This window comes from Rhizobium sp. MHM7A (genome assembly GCF_005862215.1).
Taxonomy (GTDB): Bacteria; Pseudomonadota; Alphaproteobacteria; order Rhizobiales; family Rhizobiaceae; genus Rhizobium; species Rhizobium bangladeshense.
On sequence record NZ_VCHT01000003.1, the window covers coordinates 364482 to 386220 of the forward strand.

Below are 21739 nucleotides of genomic sequence, written 5' to 3' on the forward strand. Positions count from 1 at the left end.
GGCGAGCCGCCTCATGTTCAAGCTTCTCAAGCTCACGCTCAGCTGCCCGGTGAAACTCAATTCTCCATGCCATGACGCGTCATCAGCTCGGCCAGTGACACGGTCTCGCTCTCGCCCAGACGAAGCTCTTCCAGGCGCTTTTCGGCGAGATATATATCTTCGAGATCATCGAGATGCTCGAGAATGGCTTGACGTGCATAGAAGCTCTTGCTGCGGCCCGTACGCCTGGCAAGCTCATCGAGCCGTGCTTCGATTTCAGGTGACAATCGCAAGGCCAACATAATTTTTCTCCTGTCGCCTGCTATACACGTATAGTATCTGAAGCGCCTGGCCACTAATAGCCGCTTGGACATCCATTCATATTTGAGAAGCTGCGCGCAATCATATGAGCAGAGCGCTTGTGCATGGATGCTCGGGTCAAGCCCGAGCATGACGGAGGGCTGGGTAGGCCTCTGCAAGCACGGCCCAAGGGATAGACGGGGTTGGCGCCTCTTGCCGATCGGCTTCCTCATTCTCCGTCATCCCAGGCCTTGAGCCTGGGATCCATGGCTTCAGCTGACGGAGCCACATGGATCGGCAGAACCCCACTCTAGCGCGCCCGCTTACCCATCACCGCCGTGCCCAGTCGCTCAATCGCCTGCCGCAGCTTGTCGCCCTCGATCCCCTCCATCATGCCTTCGAGCTTGCGGGCGGCCTCGCCCTTCAGCGGCGCGGGCGGGCGGGAGCGGCGCACGGCCTGGGAGACCGGCTTCTGGACGATGCGAATCTGGTGGACGGCGGCAAAGCCGAAGAAGCTGTTGATGCGCTGGATGAGTTCGCCCTGGGCATGGGTGAGGAAAAGCGCGCGCGCGCCTTCGCAGGCGATCGTCAGCACGCCGGGGCGGAAGCTGCCGTCATCGCCGCCGCGGGCCCAGGCGATCTTTTCCGGGCGGGTGCAATCAGCGAAATCCTCGCCGGCGATTTCGCTCCAGGAGCCGAGCAGCGCCGTATTGATGCCGGCACGGCGCGCCAGGACGGGATCGATCAGCCCATTCGCCAGCTCGGAAATCTGCTTCACATCTTTGCGTGGATAACTCATCGAAACCCTTCGGCGCCGCCGCCAATTCTCATAGTCGACTTGATCGAACGCCATTGCTTCGCCAAGTATAGGGCCTTCCCCCCATTGCGGCAAATCATGACGACCACGACACTCGACACGCCCTCGGCAAAGCCCCTCCTCGACTGGTACGACCGCCACCATCGCGACCTGCCCTGGCGCGTGTCACCGGGCATGGCGGCGCGTGGCGTGCACGCCGACCCCTATCGCGTCTGGCTGTCCGAGGTGATGCTGCAGCAGACGACGGTGCAGGCGGTCAAACCCTATTTCGAAAAATTCCTTCAGCGCTGGCCTGAAGTCACTGATCTTGCTGCGGCCGAAAACGACGAGGTGATGGCCGCCTGGGCGGGGCTCGGCTATTACGCCCGCGCCCGCAACCTGAAGAAATGCGCCGAAGCGGTGGCGACGGAGCATGGCGGCGTCTTTCCCGACACCGAGGAGGGACTGAAATCGCTGCCCGGCATCGGCGATTATACGGCAGCCGCCGTCGCGGCCATCGCCTTCAACCGGCAGGCGGCGGTCATGGACGGCAATGTCGAGCGTGTGATCTCCCGGCTTTATGCGATCGAAGCGCCGCTTCCGGGCGCCAAGCCGCTGATGAAGGAAAAGGTGGCGCTGATGACCCCGGCTGCGCGCCCCGGCGATTTCGCCCAGGCGATGATGGATCTTGGGGCGACGATCTGCACGCCGAAACGGCCGGCCTGTTCCCTCTGTCCGTTCCGCGGTACCTGTCAGGCTCTGAAGCTTTCCGATCCCGAGCTCTTTCCGGTCAAGGCGGCGAAGAAGGAAAAGCCGGTGCGCCATGGCGCGGCCTTTATCGCGGTGACCGCCGAGGGCGAGATCCTGCTCAGGCGGCGTGGCGAAAGCGGCCTGCTCGGCGGCATGACCGAAGTGCCGACGACCGCCTGGACGTCCCGGCTCGACGGCGAAACATCAGTCACGGCCGCGCCCTTCGACGCGGCGTGGCAGGCCAGCGGCACCGTCACCCATGTCTTCACCCATTTCGAGCTGAGGCTGTCGATATGGCGGGCGGCGATCGCTCGCGCGCTCGACACCAATGACGGATGGTGGGAGCCGGTTACAAATCTTGAAGCGCAGGCCTTGCCGACCGTCATGAAAAAAGCGATCGCAGCGGCTATTCCTCTCGCGTTCAAAACATCCAGGGCATAAACATGACCACCGACATAAAGCATATCGTTTTCGACATCGGCAAAGTCCTTATTCATTACGATCCGCATCTTCCCTTCGCCCGCCTTATTCCCGACGAGGCCGAGCGCAACTGGTTCTTCGCCAATATCTGCACCCATGACTGGAACGTCGAGCAGGACCGCGGCCGCACCTGGGCGGATGCCGAAGCGCTGCTGATCGAAGCCCATCCGACGCGCGAGGAGCATATCCGCGCCTTCCGTAAATACTGGCACGAGATGGTGCCGCACGCCTATGAGGACAGCGTCGCGATCATGGAGGGACTGATCGAGGAGGGCCGCGACGTGACGATGCTCACCAACTTCGCCTCCGACACTTTCCGCGAGGCGCAGCAGCGCTTCCCCTTCCTCAACCTGCCGCGCGGCGTCACCGTTTCCGGCGATGTCGGCCTGATAAAGCCCGATCCCGAGATCTACGAGACGCACACGAAAAGCTTTGGCCTCGATCCCGCCGCTACGATCTTCATCGACGACGCCCCGGCCAATGTCGAGGGCGCGAAGGCATTCGGCTGGAATGCGGTGCTGTTTTCCGGCACGGATAAACTGCGCAGCGATCTCGCCGCCTATGGCTTAAAGGTCTAGATTCATGGCTTTCGACCCGGCTGAGGAAATCGAACGCTTCCACGCCGCGATCAACGCGCTGGATTTTCCTGCTATCGAGGGCTATTTCGCCGAGGACGCGACCTATGTCTCGAACGGCGTCGGCAGCCTTGTCGGACGGAGCGAGATCATGGCCGCCTTCCGGCGTTATTTCGACGACTATCCCGATCAGACCGCAGAAAATTCGCTGGTGGAGCGGCTGACGCCGCTGTCCGGCCGTGCCGTCTGGTCGCTCAGCGCCACCCACAGCCGGACCGGCAAGCCGCTGGTGCGCGAGGGCGAGGAGACGATCACCTTCAATGAAAACGGCCGCATCACCCGCGTCGAAGTCACCGACTACAAGTCGTTTTGACCGGTGATGCTCAAATAGAAGACGCCCGAGGCTCGAACCCCGGGCGCCTTGGCCTTCTTCCGCAACTGGAGGAAACCGGAAGAAGGTATTTCGATCCCCAGAGCATGATGCCGAAAAGTGTAAGCGGTTTTCGGACGACATCATGTCTATTTTTCTGACTTAGATTCAGATTTTAGGCCAATCTGGCCTAAAATCATCCGGATCTATGGTGCAGCTCAGTCCACCTTTGCCAGATCACTGCGGATGACGGACCTGAGCTCGTCGATCGGGCGCAGGGACTGCCCGTCTTCGAAGTGCCAGAAGGTCCATCCGTTGCATGCATCGAGCCCTTGCACCCTGGCGCCGAGACGATGAATGGAGCCGGCTTCGCCGCCTGAGGCGACGGTGCCGTCAGCGCGCACAATGGCGCTGTAGCGGCGTTTGGCATCGGTCAGCACCTGGCCGGGCTTGATCAAGCCGCTTTCAACAAGCACGTTGAAGGCGACGCGGACTTCGGCCTTCTTGCCGGTCATGACGGTCAGTTCCGCCTTGCCGAGCGGCTCGACGGCGGCGATACGGGCTGCGGCCGCATCGATATAATCCTGCTCGCGCTCGATGCCGACGAAGTGGCGGCCAAGGCGCTTGGCCACCGCACCCGTCGTACCCGAGCCGAAGAAGGGATCGAGCACGATATCGCCGGGCTTGGTCGAGGCCATGATGACACGGGCAAGCAGCGCTTCCGGCTTCTGGGTCGGATGCACCTTCTTGCCGTCCTCGCCCTTCAGCCGCTCGTTGCCGTTGCAGATCGGGAAGAGCCAGTCGGAGCGCATCTGCACATCGTCATTGGCCGCCTTCATCGCATCGTAGTTGAAGGTATAACCCTTGGCCTTGGCGTTGGGGCTCGCCCAGATCATCGTCTCATGGGCGTTCTGGAAGCGGCGGCCCTTGAAATTCGGCATCGGGTTGGTCTTGCGCCAGATGATGTCGTTGAGGATCCAGAAATTCAGATCCTGCAGCGTGGCACCGACGCGAAAGATATTGTGATAGGAACCGATCACCCAGATCGAGCCGGTCGGCTTCAGGACGCGCCGGCAGGCGAGCAGCCAGGCGCGGGTGAAGGCGTCATAGGCTTCGAAGGAGGCGAACTGATCCCATTCGTCATCGACGGCATCGACCAGCGACTGGTCGGGACGATGGAGCGTTCCGCCGAGCTGGAGATTATACGGCGGGTCGGCGAAGATCACGTCGACGGAGTGGTTGGGCAGGGCTTCAAGGGCGCTCACGCAGTCGCCCTTGATGATCGTGTCAACCCAGGAGTCCGCCTTGACGGAAGCCTTGAGGTCGGCAAGCGGAAAAACTGACGCCATTCTGATACTCACTCATACGCTTTACGCTTAACTCTCCGTTATGGTTACCCAACTTAGTTACCAAAGCCTGAAGCGCTGGCCGATTTCGGGAATTTATTGTGGCAGGCACCCCTTCCCTCATCATGCTGCGTCATGAACCCTGCGGCTGTCGGCCGGCGCCTCGTCGCGTTCGAACATGCCGTAATCGCGCACGACACTGGCGATCCGCAGCCGATAATCGGCGAAGACGCCGCCGCGACCGGCCTGCTGGGCGGCCCGGTGGGCCTCGCGGTTGCGCCATTCCTTGACCGCCGCCTCGTCGCGGAAGAAGGACAATGACAGCAGCTTGCCGCGGTTGGTCAGGCTTTCGAAACGCTCGATCGAGATGAAACCATCGATCGTTTCGAGCTCGGCGCGCAATTCGCCGGCGAGATCGAGATATTTGTGGCGTTCTCCCATATAGGGCACGACTTCGAAGATCACGGCGATCATGGCAGGACCAGCTTGGCGTGGGGAGCGGAGACGTTTTTCAGGAAGATGCGATCCTCCTTCAGGATGAAGCGTTCGCGACGGGCGAATTCGTAATTCTCGCGGCCGAGCGGATCGGCGGCCAGCCTGGCGCGATAGGATTCGTAGGCGGCGAGGCTTTCGATGTTATAGACGCCGTAGGCCGTCGTCGCCGAGCCCTCATGCGGGGCGAAATAGCCGATCAGGTCGGCGCCATTCCTCGGTATCGCCTGGCCCCAGTTGCGGGCATATTCGGCAAACGCCTCCTTCTTGAAGGGGTCGATCTGATAACGGATGAAGCAGGTGATCATCGGGTTCTCCTTTGTGCTTCCCGGTTTTCGCACATTGCCGGACGGCGATGCTTCGGTTACGATCGAAGTATGAAGGAAGGACCAGACATAGCCCAGATCGGCGCGCTGATCGGCGATCCGGCGCGGGCCAACATGCTGGCGGCGCTGACCGGCGGCCGGGCGCTGACGGCGACCGAGCTTGCCGGCGTCGGCGGCATCACGCTGCAGACGGCAAGCACCCATCTCGCCAAGCTCGAAGCCGGCGGCCTGCTGACCCAGCGCAAGCAAGGGCGCCACCGCTATTTCACGCTGGCCGACGAGGCGGTCGCCCGGCTGATCGAAAGCATGATGGGCTTTGCCGCCGGACGCGGGCATCTGCGTCACCGGCCCGGTCCAAAGGAACCGGCGCTGCGCAAGGCGCGCATCTGCTACGATCATCTGGCCGGCGATTACGGCGTGCGCATGCTCGACAGCCTGATTGCCTCAGGCGCGATCGAGGCGGTCGGAGAGGGTCTGGCACTGACGCAAAAGGGCGAGAGCGATCTCGCCCGCATCGGCATCGACGTCGGCAATCTCAGATCCTCGCGCCGCCCGCTCTGCCGCTCCTGCCTCGACTGGAGCGAAAGGCGCGCCCATCTTGCCGGCAGCCTCGGCAAGGCGCTGCTGTCAAGCTTCCTCGACAAGGGCTGGGCTCGGCGCACCGCCGAAAGCCGCTCCATCCTCTTTTCGCCGGAAGGCGACCGGCAGTTTCTAAGGCTGTTTCCCGTCGAGGCCTAAAGCAGCAGAAATGTACAGCGAAGTATCGTGGTATTCGTCGGCTCGCAATTGCTCGCTTCTGCAGTAAGGTGCGGAGCGCAACTTTGGAACGCGTCAACCTAAAGCGCTCTATACGGGATAATAGATTCCTTATAAGACAACGTCGGCAAGTTGTTCTTTTGCGTCATCATGTGAAACGATGTCAGTGTTAGATCGAACGGCGCTCCCGGACCAACGACGACTTCCCGCAATCCGATATCGCCCGGTTGCTCGTCATTGATCAACAGCCCGACCTCAAAGTGGGGCACCATTAAAGATCTGGCAGCGTGAAACTTAACCCTATCGCTAACAATATCGACAACGGTCGATATCATCCTCCACTCAGACTCTTCATGAAAGGATGGATCTTTAAATAGCGCGGCTAGCCGCAATGCCTCGGTCATTTTGTCGAGGTTAGGAGGACCATCCCGGACGATTTCATCGATAAACTTCAAGGCAATCTCGCGCTTCTCATCGAGATCGTAAACGCACCTTGCCAGTCCAAATTCCCATTGACGTCCAGCGCTCGCCAGATGATGGAAGTCGAAACATAACGCAACACCCTGCCCTTGATTGTACCCACGCCATTGGCTCAGCTGATCCGCATTCTCGGTGAAGGAGCAGCTGTATAGGTATACGTTCCCCCACCTTCCGAACCGCTCGGCAATCAGATTGAGGCAGTCTTTTAGGCCTCCGGTCTCCTTAGCGGCTCTGTTTTCAAATTCTCGCTTGAATATCTGAATCCCGTGGGTGAGCTCCGAGACGTCATTCAGAAATTTCACGTTGGTCGCCCAGATGCTTTGCGAGCCGATAATTCCTGCTGCTCCGAAGTGGCTCGTGTAATGACACATGAGCGGCGTCTGCGCGTAAACTTGGGCAGGAACTTTGCCAAAATGATCAGAAAAGATGGACATCAGTGATCCCGCTTTTGCTCGGAGAGATTATCGCTCTATTGCAATCGGTAGGAATAAACAATGAAGCCAACGCTTTCAGATGGTGTGTGCATGTTTTGCCTAAGCCGCGCCTTGCCGCCAGTCACCGATAGTTCGCGCTCGCCATGAGCTGGGCGCCCGAAGGCCTCGCGATCACGTGGCCGTCAACTCAGACAAAGGTCGGACCCGATCCGACTGAGTGCCTAGATCAGGAACAGCCTGCAGTGACTGTCGTTCGTCAAACAGTCGTCCATCCATTGCAGATGTGGCGGCGACTGACAAACAATCGGAGGAATACCCTATGATGAAAGTAACACATCTCGCATTGGCGGCGGCCCTTCTGGCCGGTACGGCGGCGTCCGGCTTCGCCCAGTCATCGAGCACGGTCGGCACCGGCGGTTCGTCGGCCGGCGGCGGAACTGCGAGCAGCACGGTCGGTACTGGTGGCAGCTCTGCCGGCGGCACCTGCCCGGACGGCACGACCACCTGCAATTCAGGCACGTCCTCGACGACCGCTACCGGCGGCTCGTCGGCTGGCGGCGGCACCTCCAGCAGCACGGTCGGCACCGGCGGCTCGGCAGCAGGTTCGGGCGATGCCAATTCGGCCTCGAGCGTCGGAACCGGGGCTTCGTCTGCGGACGGAGACAAGACCGGCAGCACCGTCGGCACCGGCAGCAGTGCGGCAGGCACCTCGCATGACAACCAGGGCAAGAAGGGCTGCGCGCCCGGCCAGGTCAAGAAGGACGCCGCCGGCACCGAGGATTGCAAATGATCCAGGGCCGGCGCCTTAAGGGCGCCGGCCAAACCCCTTGGAGATAAACCCATGACCCGGTTTTCCACAATCGCACTGACGGCTTCGCTCGCCATGATCGCCGGCTCGACAATGGCCGAAGAGATCAAGCTCGACGACGGAACGACATGCACCATCGTCCAGTCGCAGGCGGGGGACACATCGACCACGGTGACTGCGGGCAACGGTCAGGTGTCCTCGTCGACAACGACCACTGGCGGCTCGAGCAGCTCTTCTTCGTCATCCGCCTCCGCCGGCTCCTCGGCCGGTTCGGGCAGCGTCGACAGTTTTTCCACCGCAAGCATCACCCGGCCGGACGGCACCGTCATCACGAAGCGCTCCGATGGAACCTGTTCCATCACCAAGCCGAACAAATAGGAGATGGCAATGAAACCAATCAATCTTATCGCAGCCGCCGCGATCGCGCTCGTCGCCTCGAGCCCGGCGGTCCTTGCAGAGGAATGCAATGCGGCCGGAACCGTAGGAACGGCTGGAAGCGCTTCGGCCGGCGGCACATCCGCCAGCTCGGCCGGAACGGCAGGCGCCTGCCAGACAGACGGCGGCACGACATCCTCGATCGGATCGGGCGGCAGTGCGGCCACCACCGACGGCAAGGCGCAAAGCAAGACGCACATCAACGACAGTGGCGACAAGCTGAAGGCGCAGACCAAGGCGCAGGCGGTCGACCAGGGAACGTTCAGCAAGTCCCGCACCAAGACCAGCACCGACGGCGGCTCGCTCGACAGCACGACCCGTACAATGTCGCATGTTCCGGGCGAAAAGCCGGTGAAAAGCACCACCACTCAGAAGATCATTCTGCCGGAACAATAGTTGCCTGGGGCTCGCCGCCTTGAACCTCGACGAGCCCTGCCCCTCCAGCATCATCATCGGCAGCGAGTACGGAGCCGGTCGCCTGCCGCATCGCAGCCATGCTTCAGATCAGGTTGAGCTTTGCCCGGCCATCGTGTAAAGCCCCAGTATCCCCGGACAAGTCAGATTTCCAGCAAGGCGTGAACATATGGACGGCTTCGATCTCATCATCTTTGATTGCGACGGTGTTCTCGTCGATTCCGAAATTATCGCGGCCGAAGTCGAATCCGCGCTTCTGACGGAGGCCGGATACCCGATCGGCGTCGAGGAGATGGGCGAGCGTTTCGCCGGCATGACCTGGCACAATATCCTGCTGCAGGTCGAACGCGAGGCCAGCATCCCGCTTTCGGCCTCCCTGCTCGAAAAATCCGAGAAGCTGCTCGACATGAGGCTGGCGAACGACGTCAAGGCGATCCCGGGCGTCGAATTCGCCGTCTCCAGACTGCCGATGAAGCGCTGCATATGCTCGAATTCGAGCACGAAGCGGCTCGACATGATGCTGGGCAAGGTCGGCCTGAAGCCGCTCTTTGCGCCCAACATCTTCTCCGCCAAGGATCTCGGCGCCGACCGCGTCAAACCGAAGCCGGATATCTTCCTCCACGGCGCAAGCCGCATGGGCGTCTCTCCCGACCAGACGGTCGTCGTCGAGGATTCCGTGCACGGCGTGCACGCCGCCCGCGCCGCCGGCATGCGCGTCATCGGCTTCACCGGCGCCTCGCACAGCTACCCCGCCCATGCCGATAAACTGACGGATGCCGGCGCCGAAACGGTGATCTCACGCATGAACGACCTGCCGGGCGTGGTTGCTGCGCTTGCGGCCTGGGAAGGCGTGTTCTAGGTCTATTGACCGGCGACAGGCATTTGCTGTTTTACCTGCCGATATGAGCCGCGACGTCAAATCCCAGAAAGCCCTTTTGAGTTAAGCGGCGGGAGAACGCTTTCTCCGGACTTGGATCGCGACCACGGCATTTACGATTTCGGCCATGCTGATCTGCGTGGCGCTTCACTGGATATCACTTTATTGCCAGCTATAGGGAAGGCAGCCTGGAAGATGCGGTTTTTCCCATTGCAATGTCAAAACATCCGACTTCTCGCGAGCAACTCTGGCATCAGCGATATTCTTCGAAGGAGCCAGCGCCATCGGCTATGTTTCAGCAAGGACGAGTTACCGCTGCGCTGATTGAACCGAAGAGTTCGTGACCTGATCGGGAGAAATCTCGGCCAGAGTTGAAGAGCCGCGGCCAAATCAAAGGGGGACGTTTTTGGATATCGCTGACATCCGCAATCGCGCGCAAGGAGTACAGCCGGGGGAAGTAACTGCGCCTGAGATCCAATACGCCAGAGATATGCTTTCTGCCGCGAAAGGAAATATTGGTTCCGCAATGTACGTCGTCGGCCTATGCGGCGAGCCATCTGACGCGCGACTGATCGAACCATATCTCTATGGCGCGGAACGCGATGTCTATGGCGAATTGGCGCTCAAGGTTCTATGCCGATATATGGGCCTTATCGGTGACTACAAAGATCTCTTGCGCACCCTGATCATGTCCAACGAGGACATCGGTTGGCAAAATAGCCGAATGGCAGCGATACATCTGGCCGATGTATATTTGGAAAAATTTCAAGATGATGTGATCGGCTGCAGGTTGCTGGAAATCATGATGACTGAGCACGACCCGGATCGCTTATCTGCCCGATTGAGCCTGATCAATACTTTAGACCTCAGGCAAATACTGGCAGAACCATGTGCTATCGAATTCGATGATTTTTCCGAAGATACGCAGATCATTATCGCTGCCGCGCAAGCGCGATTTCACTGTTTGCCCAAGGCGCCGGCCGTTCATTAGGCGTCCGCGCCGACAGTCGCAGGCTCATTCGTTGCTCTACCCATTCGTATCGGCTGTATCGCGCACGCACTCCTCATATTCCGGGATGGCCGATCGCCGCGGATGTAACTCTCGCCTTTCGCGTCTGCTGTCCATCATATCCTGCCATACCGAAATATGCGTTTCCCTCGATGCTGCACGGAAGAAACAATGGTGAAAATTTGCAGCAGCCTTGCAGGGCACTGAGCAGCTTGCCGGTTTCATGCGGATAGTTCGCGCGGCATGAGCGTCATCGGCTTCACCGGCGCCTCGCGCAGCTACCCCGCCCATGCCGACAAACTGACCGATGCGGGCGCCGAAACGGTGATCTCGCGCATGAACGATCTGCCGGGCGTGGTTGCTGCGCTTGCGGCATGGGAAGGCGTGTTTTAGGTCTATTGCGCGACTGCTGAGCCCGATGGGTCTCGGCACCACCTCTCCTCCACGCCGACGGGCGTATGCCTCCCGGCACCGCCTCTCCTCCGTCATCCCAGGGCTTGACCCTGGGATCCATGCGGCTCGCGCTGCGTGAGGAGCGATGGAGTGCAGCTGCAGGAAAATTATTGAAGCCGAGTGCCGGGTCGTGGATCCCAGGGTCAAGCCCTGGGATGACGGAGTGTGTGGTTGGCTTTGTTGCCAAACGCACCGCCGAAGCAGCTTGTGAGACGTCGTTTTCGCCGAAGCTTGTGGGCGCCGGATCTGACGTCGCTTCATCGCGGCCGCCGAGCCGATGCGTCTCGGAACACCTCTCCTCCACGCTGGCGGGCGTATGCATCCAGGCACCACCTCTCCTCCGTCATCCCAGGGCTTGACCCTGGGATCCATGCGGCTCGCGCTGCGTGAGGAGCGATGGCACCCATAGGGACATTAGCGGAGCGGCGTGTGGGTCGTGGATCCCAGGGTCAAGCCCTGGGATGACGGAGTGTGTGGTTGGCTTTGTTGCCAAACGCACCGCCGAAGCAGCTTGTGAAACGTCGCTTTCGCCGAAGCTTGTGGGCGCCGGATCTGGCGTCGCTTCATCGCGGCCGCCGAGCAGATGGTCCCGGCACCACCTCTCCTCCACGCTGGCGGGCTTATGCATCCAGGCACCACCTCTCCTCCGTCATTCCAGGGCTTGCCCCTGGAATCCATGCGGCTGGCACGGCGTGAAGAGCGATGGCACCCGTAGGGACATTAGCGAAGCGGCGTGTGGGTCGTGGATCCCGGGGTCAAGCCCTGGGATGACGGAGTTTGGGATTTTCTTTGTTGCCAAACGCACTGCCGTCAGCATGACGCAGGAGGGAATAGGTTAGCTACTCTTCTTGCTCTTGGCCGGCTGGGTATCGAAGCCGATGTTGACGCGCACCAGGGCGCCGGCGCCGACCGGCATCTTGATGCCTTCCTTGCGGAAGATGACCTGCGTGCCCGGCGTGCCCGGCGGGATTTCGGTCGGGAACTTGGTGACCTCGGAGTAAAGCACATTCTCGCCGTCGACGACGCTGACGCGGATCGGCAGCGTCACCGGGCCGGGAGCGCCGGCCGGGCCGGTGATCAGGCGCAGCTGGGCGACGACAGTCATCGTCAGGTTCGTGTCGTTCAGCATGCACTGGCGGGTGTAATCGCCGAAGGAGGCCTGGACGACGATCTGCTGCGGATCGTCCTTCTTGCCCTTGGCATAGGTGCGGAAGATCGCATCCTGGTCACGCATGAAGATCTGCGGGCAGGCGCCCTGGACGACCGGGGCGGTCGTGCCCTGCGCGGTCGTGGCCGTGCCGATCGACGGATTGTTGGACGAGGGGTTGGCGGGTGCGAGCGGCATGATCTGGGCGTTGCCGTTCGGCTGGGCGGGCGCAGCCTCCGGTTTGCTGTCGCCGCCTATGCCGAGCGAATTGCAGCCGGCGAGCAGGGCGACAAGAGAAGCGGAGACGATGAGACGCGAGACCTTGCCGAGCACGATATTCCACCCCTTGCACAAGCGTTTCTTGGAGGCCCCATGTCTTTTGCGTGAGGCCTTTCACGACGGTTTGCGATGGTCTATATCAGCGGCTCAAACAAAAATCGATTGGGTACGCGCCGTTTTGATGCACTTTTCGCCGCCGGATGCGGGCAACTTCAACAAGATAACGGCGATCGTATGTCCGCAGGGCCGCACCTTCTCGGTTTCCCGCAGAGCAGGCGCCGGCTGCACCCGGCCGGATTTCTTTCAGCGATAGATCAAGGATGACGAACGTGGACTATATCTCGACCCGCGGCGAGGCCCCTTCCCTCGGCTTTTGCGACGCCCTGCTGACGGGCCTGGCGCGCGACGGCGGGCTCTACGTTCCCCGCCAATGGCCGCAGTTCTCGAAGAAAGAGATCCGCGCGCTCAGGGGAAAGACCTATCAGGAGGTCGCCTTCACCATCCTGTCGCCCTTCACCAACGGCGAAATCCCTAAGGACACCTTCAGGGCGATGATCGACGAGGCCTACGGCACCTTCCGCCATCCGGCGATCGCGCCGCTCGTCCAGACCGGACCGAACAGCTTCGTCATGGAGCTCTTCCACGGCACGACGCTCGCCTTCAAGGACGTGGCGATGCAGCTGCTCGCCCGGCTGATGGACTATGCGCTGGAAAAGCGTGGCGAGCGGGCGACGATCGTCGGCGCCACCTCGGGCGATACCGGCGGGGCGGCGATCGACGCCTTTGCCGGGCGCGAGCGCACCGATATCTTCATCCTTTTCCCACACGGCAAGGTCTCGCCGGTGCAGCAACGGCAGATGACTACCTCGACCGCGTCCAATGTGCATGCGCTTGCCGTCGAGGGCAATTTCGACGACTGCCAGAACCTTGTAAAGGCGATGTTCAACGACGCGGCGTTTCGCGACAAGGTGAATTTGTCGGGCGTCAATTCGATCAACTGGGCGCGCATCATGGCCCAGATCGTCTATTATTTCACGGCGGCGGTGGCGCTGGGCGCACCCGACCGGAAGATCTCGTTCACGGTGCCCACGGGCAATTTCGGCGACATCTTCGCCGGCTACTGCGCCAAGCGCATGGGCCTGCCGATTGACCGGCTTGTCATCGCCACCAATGAGAACGACATCCTGGCGCGGACGCTGAAGACCGGCCGCTATGACATGAAGGCCGTCAAGGCGACGACCTCGCCGTCGATGGACATCCAGATCTCGTCGAATTTCGAGCGGCTGCTGTTCGAAGCCTATGGGCGCGACGCCTCTAAGGTGCGCGCGGCGATGGAGAGCCTCAAGCAATCCAACGGCTTCGAGATCGCTCCCGAGGCTTTGAAGGCCATCCGCCGCGACTTCCGCGCCGGGCGCGCGAGCGAAAGGCAGGTGGCCGAGACGATCCGCCAAATCCATGCCGAGACCGGTTATCTCCTCGATCCGCATTCGGCGATCGGCGTCTTCGTCGCGGCCAGGAAAGAGAAGCCGAATACGCCGATGGTGACGCTTGCGACCGCCCATCCGGCCAAATTCCCCGCCGCCGTAAAATCCGCCTGCGGTATTGACCCGGCGCTTCCGACGTGGCTTGCTGGTCTGATGCAAAGGGAGGAGCGTTTCCAGATTATCAACCCGGAGCTGAAAGCCGTTGAGACCTTTATCGGCGATCACGCCCGCAGCGAGAAGACGGCAGGCGCAGAAAGATAGCCAATGACAGTTGAGTGCACCCGGCTGAAATCCGGGCTGACAGTAGTCACAGAAACCATGCCGCACCTGGAAAGCGTCGCGCTCGGAGTCTGGATCAAATCGGGATCGCGCAACGAGACGGAAGACGAGCACGGTATCGCCCACCTGCTCGAACACATGGCCTTCAAGGGCACGGCGCGCCGCTCGGCCCGCCAGATCGCCGAGGAAATCGAGGATGTGGGCGGCGAGGTCAATGCCGCCACCTCGACCGAGACGACCTCCTATTATGCCCGCGTACTCAAGGACCATGTGCCGCTCGCCGTCGATATCCTCGCCGACATCCTGACGGAATCGGCCTTCGAGGAGGATGAGCTGGAGCGCGAGAAGCAGGTGATCCTGCAAGAGATCAACGCGGCCAACGACACGCCCGACGACGTGGTGTTCGACCGCTTCTCCGAAGCCGCCTATCGCGACCAGACGCTCGGACGGCCGATCCTCGGCACACCAGAGACCGTCGTCTCCTTCACGCCGCAGCAGATCCGCACCTATCTCGGCCGCAACTACACGACCGACCGCATGTTCGTCGTGGCGACCGGCGCTGTCGATCATCAGGAATTCCTGCGCATGGTCGAGGATCGTTTCGCAAGCCTGCCAACTGCGCCATCCGCCCCGCCCGTCATGGAAGCGGCGCGTTACATCGGCGGCAGCGTGCGCGAATCGCGCGACCTGATGGATGCGCAGATCCTGCTCGGGTTCGAGGGCAAGCCCTACCACGCCCGCGATTTCTACTGCTCGCAGATCCTCGCCAATATCCTCGGCGGCGGCATGTCGTCCAGGCTGTTCCAGGAAGTGCGCGAATTCCGCGGCCTCTGTTATTCCGTCTATGCCTTCCACTGGGGCTTTTCCGATACCGGCATCTTCGGCATCCATGCCGCGACCGGCGGCGAGAACCTGCCGGAGCTGGTGCCCGTCATCATCGACGAGCTGCATAAATCCGCCAATGCCATCCACCAGAAGGAAATCGAGCGCGCCCGGGCCCAGATCCGCGCCCAGCTGCTGATGGGCCAGGAGAGCCCGGCTGCCCGCGCCGGCCAGATAGCCAGGCAGATGATGCTCTACGGCCGGCCGATCTCCAATCCGGAGATGATGGAGCGTCTGGAAGGCATCACCATCGAGCGGCTGACCGATCTCGCAGGCCGGCTGTTCTACGACACGGTGCCGACGCTTTCGGCGATCGGCCCGCTCGAGCAGCTCGCGCCGATGGAAGACATCGTTGCCTCGCTTTCGGTCCCGGCGCCGAAGACGATGCAGGCCAGCTGAGCCGACGTCCGTCTGCCGGGAGTGATCGATGCCAAAATCGGTGTTTCGGTTCCTGTCGCGGCAGCCGGATGCGGTAGAGCTGGAGAATGACAGGTACCTCTTGCGCCTGCCGCGCTATCAGGATTTCAGCCAATGGCACCGGCTGCGCGCTGAAAGCCGCAAATTCCTGGAACCCTGGGAGCCGACCTGGCGGCGCGACGAGCTGACGGAAGGCGCCTATCGCGCCCGCGTTATCCGCGGCAAACAGGAATATGCCTCCGGTCAGGCGATCCCGCTATTCATCTTCCTCAAGGAAAACCGAACTCTCGTCGGCGGCATCACCATCGGCTATATCAGAAGGGGTGCGGCACAAAGCTGCATGATCGGCTACTGGATGGGCGAACGCCATGCCGGCCAGGGCCATATGTACGCCGCGCTTCAGCTGGTTATTCCTTACATCTTCTCCGGGCTTGAGTTGCACCGTATTGAAGCAGCCTGTATTCCAGATAACACGCGCAGTATGCGTCTGCTTGAAAAGGCCGGGTTTCAGCGGGAAGGCTATCTGCGCGGATACTTGAAGATCAACGGTCAGTGGCACGACCACGTGATGTTCTCACGGCTCGCCACCGATACGGATAAAGGCAGGAAAACCGACAGCCGATGACCAGAAACAGCATGCTGCCCACGTCACCGTCCGGACGAGTGATCGCGGTGATCGCAGCCCTTTTCCTGGCGGTCTTCGCCCTTTCGGCGGGCGTTACCAAGGCAGCCGAACCGGTGAAGATTTCCCGTGACGATACCGCGCTCGACCTGACGGCGACAACGGAGATCTATGCCAATCAGGGCGAGGCCTTCCAGGTGTCGACGGCGGCCGGCGCCGACGGCATCCGCCGGCGCATCGAGGTCAGGGCGAGTTCGGAAAACCATCAGGGCGACTGGGCGGTCTTTGCGCTCGCCAACGTCTCGGAGGAACAGCTGGAGCGCGTTATCGTCGCGCCGCATTTCCGTCTGGTCAATTCCAAGCTCTTCTGGCCGGATCTCGGCTCGCAGCGCATCATCGCCATCACCCCGAGCGAAGGCTTTGCGCTCGACCGGCAGCCGAGCGACGAAGCAGACGTCTTCCGCATTACGCTGAACCCGGGTGCCGTCATCACCTTCGTCGCCGAATTGTCGACGCCGGAACTGCCGCAGATCTATCTCTGGGAGCCGAACGCCTACAAGGATACGATCAACGCCTTCACGCTCTATCGTGGCATCGTGCTCGGCATTGCCGGCCTTCTCGCCGTGTTTCTGACCATCCTCTTCGTCGTCAAAGGCACCTCGATGCTGCCGGCGACGGCGGCGCTCGCCTGGGCGGTGCTCGGCTATATCTGCGTCGATTTCGGCTTTCTCGGCAAGCTCATCAGCGTCGCCTCGGCCGATCAGCGAATATGGCGGGCCTGCGCTGAAGTTGCGCTCGCCTCGAGTTTCGTCATCTTCCTCTTCACCTATCTGAACCTCAACCGCTGGCACGCGCATCTCGGCTACGCCACGCTCGCCTGGGTGCTCGGCCTTGCCCTGCTCTTCGGCGTGGCGATCTACGATCCGTCTATTGCCGCCGGCATCGCCAGGCTCTCCTTCGCACTGACGGCGGCGACCGGCCTGCTTTTGATCATCTATCTCGGCTTCAACCGCTACGACCGCGCGATCCTGCTGGTGCCGGCCTGGGCCCTGACGCTCGTCTGGCTATTCGGGGCGTGGCTGACCGTTACAGGCCGGCTCGACAACGACATCATCCAGCCGGCGCTCGGCGGCGGCCTCGTGCTGATCGTGCTCTTGATCGGCTTCACCGTCATGCAGCACGCCTTTGCCGGCGGCGCCTTCCAGCAGGGGCTGTTTTCCGATCTCGAACGGCAATCGCTGGCACTGACCGGCTCCGGCGACATGGTGTGGGACTGGGACGTGGCGCGCGATCGCGTCGTCACCATCCCTGACGTCTCGGTCAAGCTCGGCCTCTCCCCCGGCACGATGCACGGGGCTGCACGCAACTGGCTGCCGCGGCTCCATCCTGACGACCGCGACCGCTTCCGCGCTACCCTCGACGTGCTGCTCGAGCACCGGCGCGGCCGGCTGAACCATGAATTCCGCATCAGGGCCGAGGACGGGCATTTCCACTGGCTGCTGATCCGGGCCCGGCCAGTGCTCGGCTCCAACGGCGAGATCATCCGCTGCGTCGGCACGATCGTCGACGTCACCGAGCAAAAAAATTCGGTCGAGCGGCTGCTGCATGACGCGTTGCACGACAATCTGACCGGACTTCCGAACCGGCAGGTCTTCCTCGACCGGCTGCAGGCCGTGCTGGCGTTGGCGCCGGGCGGCGAGACGCTGCGCCCGACGGTGATGGTGATCGACATCGACCGCTATAAGCTGGTCAACGATTCACTCGGTGTTGCCGCCGGCGACAACATTCTGATTGCGCTGACGCGGCGCCTGCGCCGCCTGATGAAGCCGCAGGACACGCTGGCACGTCTTGCCGGCGACCAGTTCGGCCTCATCCTGGTGTCCGAGCACAATCCGGCCAAGGTCGCCGATTTTGCCGATGCGGTCAGCAAGGCGATCATGGTGCCGATCAACTTCTCCAATCGAGAGATCATCCTGACGGCCTCGATCGGGCTTGCCTCCTGGGTGGACCAGCAGGAAAGCGCCAGCGGCCTGCTCAGTGATGCGGAGCTCGCCATGTACCGGGCGAAACGGGCCGGCGGCAACCGCGTCGAGCCGTTCCAGCCGGCCTTCCGCGACTTCGGCACCGACCGGCTGCAGCTCGAAACGGACCTGCGCCGCGCCATCGAGCGCAAGGAATTGTCGATGGTCTACCAGCCGATCGCCCGACTGGAGGATGTGGAGGTCGCCGGCTTCGAAGCGCTGATGCGCTGGGAACATCCGAAGCGCGGCAACATCCCGCCGTCGGAATTCATTCCGCTTGCCGAGGCGTCCGACATCATCGGCGCGCTCGGAATGTTCGCGCTCGAACAGGCGACCAACGACCTGATGAGCTGGCAGAACCAGACCGGCGAACTGCCGATCTTCGTGTCGATCAACCTGTCGAGCGTGCAACTGCTCAACAACGAGCTTTATGACGACGTGCGTTCGGTTCTCGCCAAGACCCATTGCACGCCCTCGCGGCTCAAGCTGGAACTGACGGAATCCATGGTGATGGAAAACCCGGAACAGGCCCGTCTCGTGCTGCAGAAGCTGAAGGAGGCCGGCATCGGCCTGGCGCTCGACGATTTTGGCACCGGCTATTCCTCGCTTGCCTACCTCACCCGCTTCCCCTTCGACACGATCAAACTCGACAAGGCGCTGGTGCGCGACAGCAGCGACAAGAAGGCGACCGTGCTCCGATCGGTGATATCGATGGCGCGCGAGCTGGAGATGAAGGTGGTGGCAGAGGGCATCGAATCCAACGAGGACGCGATCGAGCTTGCCAAAATGGGCTGCAGCTACGGGCAGAGCTATCTCTTCGGCCCGCCGATGCCCTCGGAATCGGTACTGCGGCTGCTTCGCGACCGGTTTCCACTCACGAAACGGGCGTGAGCGGTCCAGGGGAGCCCGACCGCTTGCCGGGCGCTCCGCTCACCATGAATGGTCGTTGACCAACGAAGGGCGCTATGCGCCTCTGCGTCATCACATAAGGAAAATTTGATGCTCAAGCTTCTGCTCGCTGTTTCGATCGGCGCCCTTTTCGTCTCGCCGCTCGAGGCCGGCGAAACTAAACCCGTCACCAAAGCCTGCCAGCCTGGAGCGAAGCATTGCGAGCGATGGACCGCCGAATTCGCGACGGCGCTGCAGCAGGCGCTGAAAGGCAATCACGCCGCTCAACAGACCGTGGCCTTCTGCCTGTCTTCCGGATGCCGTGACGCGGTGGTCATCGACAAGGTCGCCGCCTGCAGCTGGCACCTCGTCATCGCCAATTCCGGCGCTGCCACCGTGCTCGACTCATCCAACCTCCGCCACACCTGCCGGCCGATGACGCCGGCCCAGAAAGACGAAGCCCGTGCGAATGCCCGGGAACTCGTCCGCAAGATCTATAACCGCGACCCGGCCGCGACCGACCAGATGTAAGTCTGTCCTCATCCGGCCTGCGCAAAAAATAAATCCCGTTGCCGTCCCGGCTTTCGCCGCTATGCTGCCGACACGGAAAATCGGGAGGACCATAATGATCCTGCATTGCGTGTTCCTGCGGCTGAAGACGGCGCTGACGATGGACGACAAACAATCGCTGTTCGATGCGATCGTCGGGCTGAAACAAGTCATCCCAGGCATATTGGATATCAAATACGGCCCGAATGTTTCGCCCGAAGGCCTGCATGCCGGCTTCGTCGATGGTTTTGCCGTGACCTTTGAAAGCGCCGAAGCGCGGGATGCCTATCTCGTTCATCCCGAGCACGTGGCCGTCGGCGAGCGCATCGTCTCCTCGACGGATGGCGGCCTTGCCGGCATCCTGGTCTTCGACCTCAATCTGTGAGGTCGGCCGGCAGTTGCGGAACGCAGCTGGGATCCGTATCGTAGGGACGGTCGTTTTGACCGATTTCAGGTTGGGCCATGCATCAGCAGATCCGGCTTTTTGGCGCTATCGCGGTCCGGCCCGCCGTCATTGCTCTCATTCCCCAGTTCGAAAGCGCCACGGGACTGACGGTTACGGTCAAGTGGGAAGTCAATCCGACAGTCAAGAAACAGATTGAGGCCGGGGAAGCTTTTGACCTCGTCATCATCAATCCGTCCATGGTTCAGGACCTGACTGCCACGGGAAAGGTCAAGGCGGGAAGCCAGGTCGCCTTTGGCCGAGTAGGGATGGGTGTGGCGGCAAAGGCGGGCAGCCGGCCACTCGACATGGGATCGGTTGACGCCTTCGTGCACGCATTGAAGTGTGCCGAGACGATCGCTTACGCCAGTGACGGCACCAGCGGCGGCTACTTCTCCGGTTTGCTGGATCGTCTGGGAATAGCCGAAGAAGTGCGGCCCAAGCTCGTGGCCGTACCGGGAGGGCAGACAGCGTCGGCGGTGGGCCGTGGGGAGGCCGAGCTGGCAGTTGTTCCCGTGACGTCAATTCTCGCGGCCGCTCCCGAAGTCGTGCTCGCCGGCAGGTTTCCTGCAGAACTGCAAAGTTATATTGATTTCGCCATCGGCGTCAGCGCCAATCCGCGTGACCCAGAAGCCGCCAGGCAGCTATCGGAGTTTCTGACTTCGGCCTCGGTTGACCATATCCTGGCGGCAAAGGGTGTCGAGCGCCGATAACGTAGCGGCGCACGACCCCCGACGCCTCGATCCTCAGCTCGATTTCGCCATGGCGGCGGCGAGTTGGTCGACATTGTAGCGGAACATCTTCTCATAGGTCGGCGCCGGGCCCTTGGCATCGGAAAGCGATTCGACATAGAGCTCGCCGCCGGGCGCGGCGCCAGTGGCCTTGGCCACCTGCTTGACAAGGCGCGGATCGTTGGAATTCTCAAAGAAATAGGCCTTTACGCGCTCGCTCTTGATCTGGTCGATCAGCTTGGCGACGTCGGCGGCAGAAGCTTCGCTTTCGGTGGAAAGGCCGAGCGGCGCGAGGAAGCTGACATTATATTCACGGCCGAAATAGCCGAAGGCATCGTGGCTGGTCAGCACCTTGCGGCGGTCGTCGGGGATCTTGTCGAATTTCGAATGGGCATAGGCGTTCAGACCGTCGAGCGTTTTCGTGTATCTCTCGGCATTGGCCTTGAAGGCGGCGGCATCGGCGGGATCGGCCGCCGACAGCGCCTTTTCTATATTGGCCACCCAGACCTTGACGTTGACGGGGCTGTTCCAGACATGCGGGTCAGTGATCTCGGCGCCGTCCTCTTCCATGGTGCGGGTGGCGATGCCGTCGGAGACAGTGACCGGCTTGCCCTTGTAGCCCGAGGCGGTGATCAGCCGGTCCATCCAGCCTTCCAGCCCTTCGCCGCTGACGAAGGTGACTTGCGCCGCTTTCAAATTCCTGGCGTCGGCCGGCGACGGCTCGAACTCGTGGGGATCGCCATTCGGGCCGACAAGGCTCGTCACCTTCACATGGTCGCCGCCAACCTCTCTGACGACATCGGCAAGCACGGTGAAGGACGCCACAACCTTCAGCGTTTCGGCCGAGGCGGGTGCGGCCGACAGAGCCGTCAGTGCGGACAGTGCGGCGACGGAGAGAAGCAGTCTGCGCGATATCAT

At 61.6% G+C, this 21739-nt stretch carries 24 protein-coding genes and 1 pseudogene; 17 read left to right on the plus strand and 8 right to left on the minus strand.

Annotated features, from left to right (window positions below; all coding sequences use genetic code 11):
• Positions 1-56: 56 nt before the first annotated feature.
• Complete coding sequence (locus tag FFR93_RS14650; protein WP_138393749.1) at positions 57-281, minus strand: DUF6290 family protein; 225 nt, start codon at positions 279-281, stop codon at positions 57-59.
• Between the two features lie 308 nt (positions 282-589).
• The gene (locus FFR93_RS14655) at positions 590-1078 is read right to left on the minus strand and encodes a DUF721 domain-containing protein (RefSeq protein WP_138393750.1); all 489 of its coding nucleotides are present in this window, start codon (positions 1076-1078) and stop codon (positions 590-592) included.
• 96 nt (positions 1079-1174) lie between these two features.
• On the opposite strand from FFR93_RS14655, the gene mutY reads away from it, so the two are divergent.
• From mutY to FFR93_RS14670, 3 genes are read left to right on the plus strand one after another with little or no spacing between them, the layout of a single operon-like run.
• Positions 1175-2266, plus strand: coding sequence for an A/G-specific adenine glycosylase (gene mutY / locus FFR93_RS14660; protein ID WP_138393751.1), 1092 nt, complete (start codon positions 1175-1177; stop codon positions 2264-2266).
• Positions 2267-2268: 2 nt separating this feature from the next.
• Positions 2269-2883 (plus strand): HAD family phosphatase, encoded by a 615-nt coding sequence (locus FFR93_RS14665; RefSeq protein ID WP_064706397.1) that lies wholly within the window; start codon positions 2269-2271, stop codon positions 2881-2883.
• A gap of 4 nt (positions 2884-2887) precedes the next feature.
• A complete protein-coding gene (locus FFR93_RS14670) occupies positions 2888-3253 on the plus strand; it encodes a nuclear transport factor 2 family protein (RefSeq protein ID WP_064706396.1) in 366 nt (121 codons plus the stop codon).
• Between the two features lie 215 nt (positions 3254-3468).
• On the opposite strand, the gene FFR93_RS14675 is transcribed toward FFR93_RS14670, so the two are convergent.
• From FFR93_RS14675 to FFR93_RS14685, 3 genes are all read right to left on the minus strand, one after another.
• Positions 3469-4599, minus strand: coding sequence for a site-specific DNA-methyltransferase (locus tag FFR93_RS14675; protein WP_064710935.1), 1131 nt, complete (start codon positions 4597-4599; stop codon positions 3469-3471).
• A 120-nt stretch (positions 4600-4719) separates the two neighbouring features.
• Complete coding sequence (locus tag FFR93_RS14680; RefSeq protein ID WP_064706394.1) at positions 4720-5070, minus strand: antibiotic biosynthesis monooxygenase; 351 nt, start codon at positions 5068-5070, stop codon at positions 4720-4722.
• Complete coding sequence (locus FFR93_RS14685) at positions 5067-5396, minus strand: NIPSNAP family protein (RefSeq protein ID WP_064706393.1); 330 nt, start codon at positions 5394-5396, stop codon at positions 5067-5069. Before FFR93_RS14685 ends, FFR93_RS14680 begins: the two co-directional genes overlap by 4 nt.
• Positions 5397-5465: 69 nt before the next feature.
• On the opposite strand from FFR93_RS14685, the gene FFR93_RS14690 reads away from it, so the two are divergent.
• Complete coding sequence (locus FFR93_RS14690) at positions 5466-6152, plus strand: metalloregulator ArsR/SmtB family transcription factor (protein WP_138393752.1); 687 nt, start codon at positions 5466-5468, stop codon at positions 6150-6152.
• A 98-nt stretch (positions 6153-6250) separates the two neighbouring features.
• Here FFR93_RS14690 and FFR93_RS14695 read toward each other — a convergent pair whose 3' ends face one another.
• The gene (locus FFR93_RS14695; protein ID WP_064694100.1) at positions 6251-7084 is read right to left on the minus strand and encodes a DUF2971 domain-containing protein; all 834 of its coding nucleotides are present in this window, start codon (positions 7082-7084) and stop codon (positions 6251-6253) included.
• Between the two features lie 319 nt (positions 7085-7403).
• On the opposite strand from FFR93_RS14695, the gene FFR93_RS14700 reads away from it, so the two are divergent.
• From FFR93_RS14700 to FFR93_RS14725, 6 genes and pseudogenes are all read left to right on the plus strand, one after another.
• Positions 7404-7874 carry a hypothetical protein gene (locus tag FFR93_RS14700; protein WP_138393753.1) on the plus strand — a complete coding sequence of 157 codons (471 nt, stop codon included), beginning with the start codon at positions 7404-7406 and terminating at the stop codon, positions 7872-7874.
• Between the two features lie 51 nt (positions 7875-7925).
• The gene (locus FFR93_RS14705) at positions 7926-8270 is read left to right on the plus strand and encodes a hypothetical protein (RefSeq protein ID WP_138393754.1); all 345 of its coding nucleotides are present in this window, start codon (positions 7926-7928) and stop codon (positions 8268-8270) included.
• A 9-nt stretch (positions 8271-8279) separates the two neighbouring features.
• On the plus strand, positions 8280-8723 hold the full coding sequence (locus tag FFR93_RS14710; RefSeq protein WP_138393755.1) for a hypothetical protein: 444 nt from the start codon (positions 8280-8282) through the stop codon (positions 8721-8723).
• A 187-nt stretch (positions 8724-8910) separates the two neighbouring features.
• Positions 8911-9600 carry an HAD family hydrolase gene (locus FFR93_RS14715; RefSeq protein ID WP_064706388.1) on the plus strand — a complete coding sequence of 230 codons (690 nt, stop codon included), beginning with the start codon at positions 8911-8913 and terminating at the stop codon, positions 9598-9600.
• A 424-nt stretch (positions 9601-10024) separates the two neighbouring features.
• Positions 10025-10609, plus strand: coding sequence for a hypothetical protein (locus FFR93_RS14720; protein ID WP_138393756.1), 585 nt, complete (start codon positions 10025-10027; stop codon positions 10607-10609).
• 252 nt (positions 10610-10861) lie between these two features.
• A pseudogene (locus FFR93_RS14725) lies at positions 10862-11020 on the plus strand (HAD family hydrolase); the annotation flags it as partial.
• Between the two features lie 895 nt (positions 11021-11915).
• Here FFR93_RS14725 and FFR93_RS14730 read toward each other — a convergent pair.
• Positions 11916-12563 (minus strand): hypothetical protein, encoded by a 648-nt coding sequence (locus tag FFR93_RS14730; protein ID WP_171049194.1) that lies wholly within the window; start codon positions 12561-12563, stop codon positions 11916-11918.
• Between the two features lie 263 nt (positions 12564-12826).
• Between FFR93_RS14730 and thrC the strand changes: the two genes are divergently transcribed.
• The 7 genes from thrC to FFR93_RS14765 all read left to right on the plus strand — a co-directional run bounded on the left by thrC (position 12827) and on the right by FFR93_RS14765 (position 20803).
• A complete protein-coding gene (gene thrC, locus FFR93_RS14735; protein WP_138393757.1) occupies positions 12827-14251 on the plus strand; it encodes a threonine synthase in 1425 nt (474 codons plus the stop codon).
• 3 nt (positions 14252-14254) lie between these two features.
• Positions 14255-15550: a pitrilysin family protein gene (locus tag FFR93_RS14740; RefSeq protein ID WP_064710928.1), complete on the plus strand. Its 1296-nt coding sequence runs from the start codon at positions 14255-14257 to the stop codon at positions 15548-15550.
• A gap of 28 nt (positions 15551-15578) precedes the next feature.
• A complete protein-coding gene (locus tag FFR93_RS14745; protein WP_064706383.1) occupies positions 15579-16193 on the plus strand; it encodes a GNAT family protein in 615 nt (204 codons plus the stop codon).
• On the plus strand, positions 16190-19102 hold the full coding sequence (locus FFR93_RS14750) for a sensor domain-containing phosphodiesterase (RefSeq protein WP_138393758.1): 2913 nt from the start codon (positions 16190-16192) through the stop codon (positions 19100-19102). Before FFR93_RS14745 ends, FFR93_RS14750 begins: the two co-directional genes overlap by 4 nt.
• Positions 19103-19210: 108 nt before the next feature.
• On the plus strand, positions 19211-19630 hold the full coding sequence (locus FFR93_RS14755) for a hypothetical protein (RefSeq protein WP_138393759.1): 420 nt from the start codon (positions 19211-19213) through the stop codon (positions 19628-19630).
• A gap of 94 nt (positions 19631-19724) precedes the next feature.
• Positions 19725-20033 (plus strand): Dabb family protein, encoded by a 309-nt coding sequence (locus FFR93_RS14760; protein WP_138393760.1) that lies wholly within the window; start codon positions 19725-19727, stop codon positions 20031-20033.
• A gap of 77 nt (positions 20034-20110) precedes the next feature.
• Entirely contained in the window at positions 20111-20803 is a 693-nt protein-coding gene (locus FFR93_RS14765; protein WP_138393761.1) for a substrate-binding domain-containing protein, read from the plus strand.
• A gap of 33 nt (positions 20804-20836) precedes the next feature.
• Here the strand turns inward: FFR93_RS14765 and FFR93_RS14770 are convergent, their stop codons facing one another.
• Positions 20837-21739, minus strand: coding sequence for a zinc ABC transporter substrate-binding protein (locus tag FFR93_RS14770; protein ID WP_138393762.1), 903 nt, complete (start codon positions 21737-21739; stop codon positions 20837-20839).

Bases quoted from the DNA above. Each gene is read 5' to 3' on its own strand.
- FFR93_RS14650 (WP_138393749.1), bottom strand. From the start codon at position 281: ATGTTGGCCTTGCGATTGTCACCTGAAATCGAAGCACGGCTCGATGAG.
- FFR93_RS14655 (WP_138393750.1), bottom strand. From the start codon at position 1,078: ATGAGTTATCCACGCAAAGATGTGAAGCAGATTTCCGAGCTGGCGAAT.
- mutY (WP_138393751.1), top strand. From the start codon at position 1,175: ATGACGACCACGACACTCGACACGCCCTCGGCAAAGCCCCTCCTCGAC.
- FFR93_RS14665 (WP_064706397.1), top strand. From the start codon at position 2,269: ATGACCACCGACATAAAGCATATCGTTTTCGACATCGGCAAAGTCCTT.
- FFR93_RS14670 (WP_064706396.1), top strand. From the start codon at position 2,888: ATGGCTTTCGACCCGGCTGAGGAAATCGAACGCTTCCACGCCGCGATC.
- FFR93_RS14675 (WP_064710935.1), bottom strand. From the start codon at position 4,599: ATGGCGTCAGTTTTTCCGCTTGCCGACCTCAAGGCTTCCGTCAAGGCG.
- FFR93_RS14680 (WP_064706394.1), bottom strand. From the start codon at position 5,070: ATGATCGCCGTGATCTTCGAAGTCGTGCCCTATATGGGAGAACGCCAC.
- FFR93_RS14685 (WP_064706393.1), bottom strand. From the start codon at position 5,396: ATGATCACCTGCTTCATCCGTTATCAGATCGACCCCTTCAAGAAGGAG.
- FFR93_RS14690 (WP_138393752.1), top strand. From the start codon at position 5,466: ATGAAGGAAGGACCAGACATAGCCCAGATCGGCGCGCTGATCGGCGAT.
- FFR93_RS14695 (WP_064694100.1), bottom strand. From the start codon at position 7,084: ATGTCCATCTTTTCTGATCATTTTGGCAAAGTTCCTGCCCAAGTTTAC.
- FFR93_RS14700 (WP_138393753.1), top strand. From the start codon at position 7,404: ATGATGAAAGTAACACATCTCGCATTGGCGGCGGCCCTTCTGGCCGGT.
- FFR93_RS14705 (WP_138393754.1), top strand. From the start codon at position 7,926: ATGACCCGGTTTTCCACAATCGCACTGACGGCTTCGCTCGCCATGATC.
- FFR93_RS14710 (WP_138393755.1), top strand. From the start codon at position 8,280: ATGAAACCAATCAATCTTATCGCAGCCGCCGCGATCGCGCTCGTCGCC.
- FFR93_RS14715 (WP_064706388.1), top strand. From the start codon at position 8,911: ATGGACGGCTTCGATCTCATCATCTTTGATTGCGACGGTGTTCTCGTC.
- thrC (WP_138393757.1), top strand. From the start codon at position 12,827: ATGACGAACGTGGACTATATCTCGACCCGCGGCGAGGCCCCTTCCCTC.
- FFR93_RS14740 (WP_064710928.1), top strand. From the start codon at position 14,255: ATGACAGTTGAGTGCACCCGGCTGAAATCCGGGCTGACAGTAGTCACA.
- FFR93_RS14745 (WP_064706383.1), top strand. From the start codon at position 15,579: ATGCCAAAATCGGTGTTTCGGTTCCTGTCGCGGCAGCCGGATGCGGTA.
- FFR93_RS14750 (WP_138393758.1), top strand. From the start codon at position 16,190: ATGACCAGAAACAGCATGCTGCCCACGTCACCGTCCGGACGAGTGATC.
- FFR93_RS14755 (WP_138393759.1), top strand. From the start codon at position 19,211: ATGCTCAAGCTTCTGCTCGCTGTTTCGATCGGCGCCCTTTTCGTCTCG.
- FFR93_RS14760 (WP_138393760.1), top strand. From the start codon at position 19,725: ATGATCCTGCATTGCGTGTTCCTGCGGCTGAAGACGGCGCTGACGATG.
- FFR93_RS14765 (WP_138393761.1), top strand. From the start codon at position 20,111: ATGCATCAGCAGATCCGGCTTTTTGGCGCTATCGCGGTCCGGCCCGCC.
- FFR93_RS14770 (WP_138393762.1), bottom strand. From the start codon at position 21,739: ATGATATCGCGCAGACTGCTTCTCTCCGTCGCCGCACTGTCCGCACTG.